The sequence below is a fragment of the Mesorhizobium sp. M7D.F.Ca.US.004.03.1.1 genome (assembly GCF_003998635.1).
GTDB lineage: Bacteria > Pseudomonadota > Alphaproteobacteria > Rhizobiales > Rhizobiaceae > Mesorhizobium > Mesorhizobium loti.
The window spans coordinates 1-6,124 of record NZ_RZQG01000327.1; the positions used below are offsets into that span (position 1 = coordinate 1).

A 6,124-nucleotide genomic window follows, 5' to 3' on the forward strand; every position below is an offset into this window, starting at 1 on the left:
TAGGACGGAAACGACCAGCCGAATTTGAGCGCGCCGCCACGCACAAGGAACGCCGCCGCAAAACCGGCGAGGTCCGAGGCGAGCGGCGGCAGTCCGGCAAGATCGCCAAGTGTGTAGAGGCCGGCACCCGCAAGGGCTGCTGTGACGTAGATTTCGGGCCTGAGCAGCACCGATGGCTCGCCGGCAAGGAGGTCGCGCAGAATGCCGCCGAAAGTGGCGGTAAGCACACCGGTGACGACGGAGACGACCGGCGAACCGGTAATCGCAAGTCCCTTGGCTGCGCCCATCACCGAAAAGGCGGCGAGCCCGATGGCGTCGAGCCAGAGCAGCCATTTCCAGCGCGATTCGACACGGTGCGCGCTGAAGAAGACCAGCACCGCAACCACGGCGCAGATCAGCACATAGCCGGAATTGGCGACCCAGAAAACCGGCAGGTTGAGGATGACGTCGCGAAGCGTGCCGCCGCCTATCCCGGTGACGCTGGCCAGGAACAGGAAGCCGATAATGTCGAGTTGCTTGCGCGAAGCCGCAAGCGCCCCGGTCGCCGCGAAGACGGCGACACCGGCATAATCGAGAAGCGCGATGGGGTTCATGGCAGGCCAGGGGAGTAAGGGAATAGGGCAGTAAGGCAGTATGTTTAGCACGAAGCCGCACCCTTGGTGCGTCCCCCTTTTCCCTACTGCCCTACTGCCCTACTGCCTTACTCCCCTAATCATGCATCCTTCTCAGCCTGTTCGTTCACCGGCCCCGGCTCGACCGGCGCTTCGGCGGTGGCAAGTTTCGGACCGCCCTTGGCGACGCCAACCATGGCGGGGCGCAGCACGCGGTCGCCGATCGAATAGCCCGGCTGCATAACCTGGACCACGGTATTGGCCGGAACGTCCGGATTGGGCACTTCGAACATCGCCTGGTGGAAATTGGGATCGAACTTCTCGCCTTCGGGCGCGAGCTTCTTGACCCCGTGCCGTTCCAGCGCCGACAGCATGGCGCGCTCGGTCAAGTCGACGCCTTCGATCAGCGCCTTGAAGCCGGCGTCACCAGACGCCTTGGCCTCGGCGGGAATCGCGTCCAGCGCGCGGCGCAGATTGTCCGACACCGACAGCATGTCGCGAGCGAAATTCGCGACCGCGTAGGTGCGCGCGTCGTGCACGTCGCGCGCCGTGCGGCGACGCAAGTTTTCCATCTCGGCCGCCACGCGAAGCGCGCGGTCCTTCAGTTCTTCATTTTCCTTCAGCAGCCGCACAAGGGCTTCATAGTCGCCGTCGATGCTGCCTTCCGTGCGCTCGGCAGTGGCCTCGGTTGCCTCGACTTCATCGGGCGCGCGTTCGTCTTTTGCCTGGTCGCTCATCGCCGTTTCCCGTCAATCTCGAATGGTGTGGATTTTGTGCCCGATATCGATGTTTGGCAGCCAAAAATCAAGGGGTAAGCGATTGTGGAGGCGATCAGCCAGGGCTGGAAACGACAGGCAAGACATTTCGATTTAATTCAAATTTTACCCTAACCGCCGGCTTTGCTTGCCACAAAGGCGTGATGGGGGAACCATTCCCTTGCTGGAGGAGTTTCGAAACCGACACAGGATTTTGAGATGATGAGCCGCAACAAGGGTGAAAAGGTAGAAAGGCTGGCCGCCGAGGTCAGACGCCAGTTCGGCGCCGAGACGGTGACGCGCTTTCTGCGCACCTTGCCGGCCTTCCGCACCGAGGCCGACCTTCCCGACCGCTTCAGAGAGCTACTCGACCGCCTGGACGGCGCGGAGGGCGGTGACGTCGGCTTGCGCCGACAGTGACGCGCCGACCAATCTTGGCAGCAAACCTCTATCGGCAATAGCCTGAAAGAACCGAACCATCTAAGGATGGATGCGTTGTGGTTCAAATGGAGGACATAATGCGCAAGGTTTCGATCACCTCATTGCTGTCGGCGCTTATCGGCCTCGGCGCCGTCACCTTGGTGGCCTTTCCGGCACAAGCAGAGGATCTGCAGCTGCAATTGGGCAAACATGGCCCGCGGCTGAAGCTCATGCAAGATTGCGATCCCGCCTATGACGATTGCGAAGGTCCCCGGCGCGACGACCGGCGCGACCGCCGTCAATCACGAGGCTGCACGGAAGACCGGGCCCTCGACAAGGCGGACCGAATGGGCGTCCGCCGGGCAAGGATAGAGTCCGTCGGCCGCCGGGAGATCGTTGTCCGCGGCAGACAGGATGGCGACCGCGTGCGCGTGACTTTCGGCACCGAGCGCGGCTGTCCTGTTCTCGATCGCGAATAGAGATTGACCCGAACTGGCAGCCGCTGATCAGACGACAATTAGGGCTTCCGATTGCTGAATTATCGGGCTTGAAAGCCCGCCACTGCGGCGATCTATCATCAAGCCGGTCGAGCCCGAGATGGCAGGCTCGACCGCCCCCACGCGACAATTACGCGCAGTAATTTTGCGTGATTGCTGTCTTGCGGTGGCGGGGTACCCCGCCTATGCTTCCTGATGAACATGATTTCCCCTGAGGCGGTCGCCAACAGCAAGCGCGCCTGGCTGAAAATTCTGGCGCGCTACAAGAAGCCTGACAGGCGGCGCAGCACAGTGGAACTCGCCATCACACTTATTCCGTTCGCCGTGCTCTGGGGACTGTCCTCGGCGGCCTATGCCTATGGCCATTGGTGGGGACTGATCCTGATCCTTCCCGCGGCCGGGTTTCTGGTCCGCATCTTCATGATCCAGCACGATTGCGGCCACGGCTCCTTCTTCGCCAATCGCTACGCGGACGACTGGATCGGCCGTGCGCTCGGCATCCTGACGCTGACGCCCTACGACTGCTGGCGGCGCGCTCATGCGACACACCACGCCAGCGCCGGCAATCTTGACGAACGCGGCATGGGCGACATCAGGACGCTGACCGTTGCCGAATACCGGCAAATGTCATGGCGAGGCCGCCTTGCCTATCGTCTCTATCGCCACCCGCTGGTGATGTTCGGGCTCGGGCCGATCTGGCTGTTCATCTTCGAGCAAAGGCTGCCCGTCGGCATGATGCGCGGCGGCCTGACGCCCTGGGTGTCGTCGATGACCACCAATCTTGGCATCGCGGTTGCAGCAGCCGTCCTCATCTGGTTCGTCGGCCCCGGCGCGTTCCTGGTGGTCCATCTGCCGATCGTCGTCCTCGCCGGTTCGGCCGGCATCTGGCTGTTCTACGTCCAGCATCAGTTCGAGGAAACGGAATGGGCGAAGGATGCCGACTGGGAATTCCAGCATGCCGCCCTGCACGGATCGTCCTATTACGACCTGCCCCCGGTACTGAACTGGTTTACCGGCAATATCGGTGTCCATCACGTCCACCACCTCTCCGCCAAGGTGCCGTGCTACCGGTTGCAGGAAGTGCTGCGGGATTATCCCGAACTGCGCAGCATCGGCCGCGTCACGCTGCTCGAAAGCCTGCGCTGCGTCAAACTGGCGTTGTGGGACGAGAACCGCCGCAAGCTGGTGTCGTTCCGCGAGGCACGGGCGGCCGCCTAAGCAATTCCAGGAAAAGTGTGAAACGGTTTTCCGTCCGGAATTGCGTTAAAACAAGAAAATAGAAAGACCGCCGCGTCATGGACGCAGCGGCTTTGCAAATTCCCTGGATCAGGCCGCCTGACGCTCGTCGCGCATCAGGATCTCGCCATGGCGGATCTCGGTGCCCAGCACCTTCAGACATTCGCGGATGAAGTTGGACAGGCCCGGCCAGCCCTTGGCTGACACGAGATTGCCGTCGACATGGGCGCCGGTCGGTGCGACGTCGATATAGATGCCACCGGCCAGCGTGACCTCCGGCTCGCAATAATGGAGTGCTGCGACTTCCCGGCCCCGCACCACGCCATCGACAGCAATCAGGATCTGCACGCCATGGCAGATGGTGAAGATCGGCTTGCCGGCCTCGTGAAAATGCCGCACCAGCGCCTGCACCCGCTTGTCGATGCGGATGTATTCCGGGCCGCGCCCGCCCGCCGCATAGACGGCATCGTATGCAGCTGGGTCCACCTCGGAAAACGTCTTGTTGAGGATGTAGTCGTGGCCGAGCTTTTCCGTGTAGGTCTGGTGGCCTTCGAAGTCGTGCAGCGACGTTTTCAATATATCGCCCGCCTTCTTGTCCGGACAGACGACATGCACGGTGTGGCCGACCGCATGCATCGCCTGCTCAAAGACGAAAATCTCATATTCCTCGCTGAACTCGCCAACGAGCATCAGTATCTTCTTGCCAGCCATTCCCGGTTCCTCCCTTGTGGCCATATTTATTTCGGATCACGAAATAATGAACCTATCCTAAGGGCAGGATGGCGAAAGGGAAAGCACAAATCGCACAATTGGTAAGACCAGTTGATGTCGATTGGCACCGGCATCGTCACAGGGTATTCCACAGCAGGCAAAACCTGCACCACTGGTTCGACCAGAATTCTGATCAGGCAGCCTTGATCATGTCAGCGGCCTTTTCGGCGATCATGATGGTCGGCGCGTTGGTGTTGCCGCCGATCAGCGTCGGCATCACCGAGGCATCGACGACACGCAAGGCCTGCATGCCGCGCACACGCAATTGCGGATCGACCACCGCCATATCATCGATACCCATCCTGCAGGTGCCGACCGGGTGATAGATCGTGTCGGCTCGGGCTCGGATATGCGCCATCAGCTCGGCATCGCCCGAAACGCCGGCGGTGTAGATTTCCTTGTGGCGGTATTTGGCCAGCGACGGCGCCTCCAATATGCCGCGCATCATTCTGGCGCCCTTGAGCAAAAGCTCGGCGTCGCGTTCGTCGGACAGAAATCGCGGATCGATGCGCGGTGGCGCCAGCGGGTCTGGCGTCGACAGCCCGACCTCGCCGCGCGACTGCGGCCGCAGCACGCAGACATGGCATGAGAAGCCATAGCCCATATGAAGCTTGCGGCCATGGTCATCGACGATGGCGATGCAGAAATGCAATTGCAGATCGGGCCGATCGATCGCCGGGTCGGACTTGAGGAAGGCACCGCTCTCCGCGTAGGGCGTGGCGATCATGCCGCCGCCATCCTTGCGCCAGCGCCACAGATGCCGCAGCAGGCCAGGCAGACCGCGCAGGCCGATGCCCATCATGTCCGCATCCCTTGATGTCCAGCCCATGATGAAGTCGAGATGATCCTGCAGGTTCTTGCCGACGCCGGGCAACTCATGAACGATCGGAATTCCGTGCGCTGCAAGCTCGACAGCTGGCCCGATCCCGGACAGCAACAAGAGCTGCGGCGAGCCGAAGGCACCACCGCAGACGATAACCTCGCGCCTGGCTTTCGCAACGGCTTCGCCCTTGCCCGTGCGGTAGCGCACGCCGGCGGCCCGCTTGCCGTCAAGGACGATGCCCGTGGCATGCGCTCCGGTGATGACGGTAAGGTTTGGGCGGTCCATGGCCGGATGAAGATAGGCGGCCGCCGCCGAGCAGCGCTCGCCGTTGCGGCGTTCGCCCCAGAATTGCGTGACCTGATAGAGCCCCGCCCCTTCCTGCTCCGGTCCATTGAAATCGTCGTTGCGACGGATCTGGTTTTCGCCGCAGGCCTCGAGAAAGGCCCTCGAGAGAGCGCGCGGCTCCTGCTGCTCGGCGACCCGCAGCGGTCCGTCGCCGCCGTGCAGGCCATCCGCGCCGCGCTGGTTGCCTTCCGCACGCCGGAAATAAGGCAGCACCTCGTCCCATGACCAGCCGTCGCAGCCGAGATCGGCCCATTCGTCATAGTCGCCGTGGTGTCCGCGTGTGTAGAGCATGGCATTGATTGCGCTGGAACCACCCAGCGCCTTGCCGCGCGGCTGGTAGCCCTTGCGCCCGCCAAGCCCTTGCTGCGGCACCGTCTCGAACGCCCAGTTGTTGATCTTCGGCCGACCCGGCAGCAGCGCGATGACGCCTGCCGGGGCTCGGATGAGCAGATCTTTGCCCCCGCCGCCGGCTTCGATCAGGCAGACCGTTTTCGATGGATCCTCGGAGAGCCGCGCGGCAAGCGTGCAGCCGGCGGACCCGCCACCGGCAATAACATAGTCAAAATTCATGACCTCCTCCTCGCACCCGGCGGATATTTCCGTACGGACGACCAAGAGAAGGCCCGATCACAGCTGATGTAAAGACGCGCGGAATTACCGCAACGT

7 protein-coding genes are annotated in these 6,124 nt (G+C 62.3%); 3 read left to right on the plus strand and 4 right to left on the minus strand.

The genetic code is table 11. The features are described from left to right. Together EN935_RS18665 and grpE are read right to left on the minus strand one after the other, a co-directional pair. Positions 1 to 593 (minus strand): trimeric intracellular cation channel family protein (locus tag EN935_RS18665; RefSeq protein ID WP_164771198.1); only part of this gene is annotated, 593 nt, incomplete at its 3' end. A gap of 119 nt (positions 594 to 712) precedes the next feature. Further along, complete coding sequence (gene grpE, locus EN935_RS18670; RefSeq protein WP_109658831.1) at positions 713 to 1,348, minus strand: nucleotide exchange factor GrpE; 636 nt, start codon at positions 1,346 to 1,348, stop codon at positions 713 to 715. 237 nt (positions 1,349 to 1,585) lie between these two features. Between grpE and EN935_RS18675 the strand changes: the two genes are divergently transcribed. The 3 genes from EN935_RS18675 to EN935_RS18685 all read left to right on the plus strand — a co-directional run bounded on the left by EN935_RS18675 (position 1,586) and on the right by EN935_RS18685 (position 3,501). Then, on the plus strand, positions 1,586 to 1,786 hold the full coding sequence (locus tag EN935_RS18675) for a hypothetical protein (RefSeq protein WP_127264984.1): 201 nt from the start codon (positions 1,586 to 1,588) through the stop codon (positions 1,784 to 1,786). A gap of 98 nt (positions 1,787 to 1,884) precedes the next feature. Next, a complete protein-coding gene (locus EN935_RS18680; RefSeq protein WP_164548783.1) occupies positions 1,885 to 2,265 on the plus strand; it encodes a hypothetical protein in 381 nt (126 codons plus the stop codon). A gap of 213 nt (positions 2,266 to 2,478) precedes the next feature. Further along, positions 2,479 to 3,501, plus strand: coding sequence for a fatty acid desaturase (locus tag EN935_RS18685; RefSeq protein WP_109658828.1), 1,023 nt, complete (start codon positions 2,479 to 2,481; stop codon positions 3,499 to 3,501). Positions 3,502 to 3,609: 108 nt separating this feature from the next. Here the strand turns inward: EN935_RS18685 and EN935_RS18690 are convergent, their stop codons facing one another. Together EN935_RS18690 and EN935_RS18695 are read right to left on the minus strand one after the other, a co-directional pair. Beyond that, the gene (locus tag EN935_RS18690) at positions 3,610 to 4,230 is read right to left on the minus strand and encodes a DJ-1/PfpI family protein (protein WP_109658827.1); all 621 of its coding nucleotides are present in this window, start codon (positions 4,228 to 4,230) and stop codon (positions 3,610 to 3,612) included. A 193-nt stretch (positions 4,231 to 4,423) separates the two neighbouring features. Next, positions 4,424 to 6,028, minus strand: coding sequence for a GMC family oxidoreductase N-terminal domain-containing protein (locus EN935_RS18695; protein WP_127373505.1), 1,605 nt, complete (start codon positions 6,026 to 6,028; stop codon positions 4,424 to 4,426). Between the last annotated feature and the right edge of the window lie 96 nt (positions 6,029 to 6,124).

Coding starts and splice junctions, on each gene's coding strand:
- EN935_RS18675 (WP_127264984.1), top strand. CDS start 1,586: ATGATGAGCCGCAACAAGGGTGAAAAGGTAGAAAGGCTGGCCGCCGAG.
- grpE (WP_109658831.1), bottom strand. CDS start 1,348: ATGAGCGACCAGGCAAAAGACGAACGCGCGCCCGATGAAGTCGAGGCA.
- EN935_RS18695 (WP_127373505.1), bottom strand. CDS start 6,028: ATGAATTTTGACTATGTTATTGCCGGTGGCGGGTCCGCCGGCTGCACG.
- EN935_RS18680 (WP_164548783.1), top strand. CDS start 1,885: ATGCGCAAGGTTTCGATCACCTCATTGCTGTCGGCGCTTATCGGCCTC.
- EN935_RS18685 (WP_109658828.1), top strand. CDS start 2,479: ATGAACATGATTTCCCCTGAGGCGGTCGCCAACAGCAAGCGCGCCTGG.
- EN935_RS18690 (WP_109658827.1), bottom strand. CDS start 4,230: ATGGCTGGCAAGAAGATACTGATGCTCGTTGGCGAGTTCAGCGAGGAA.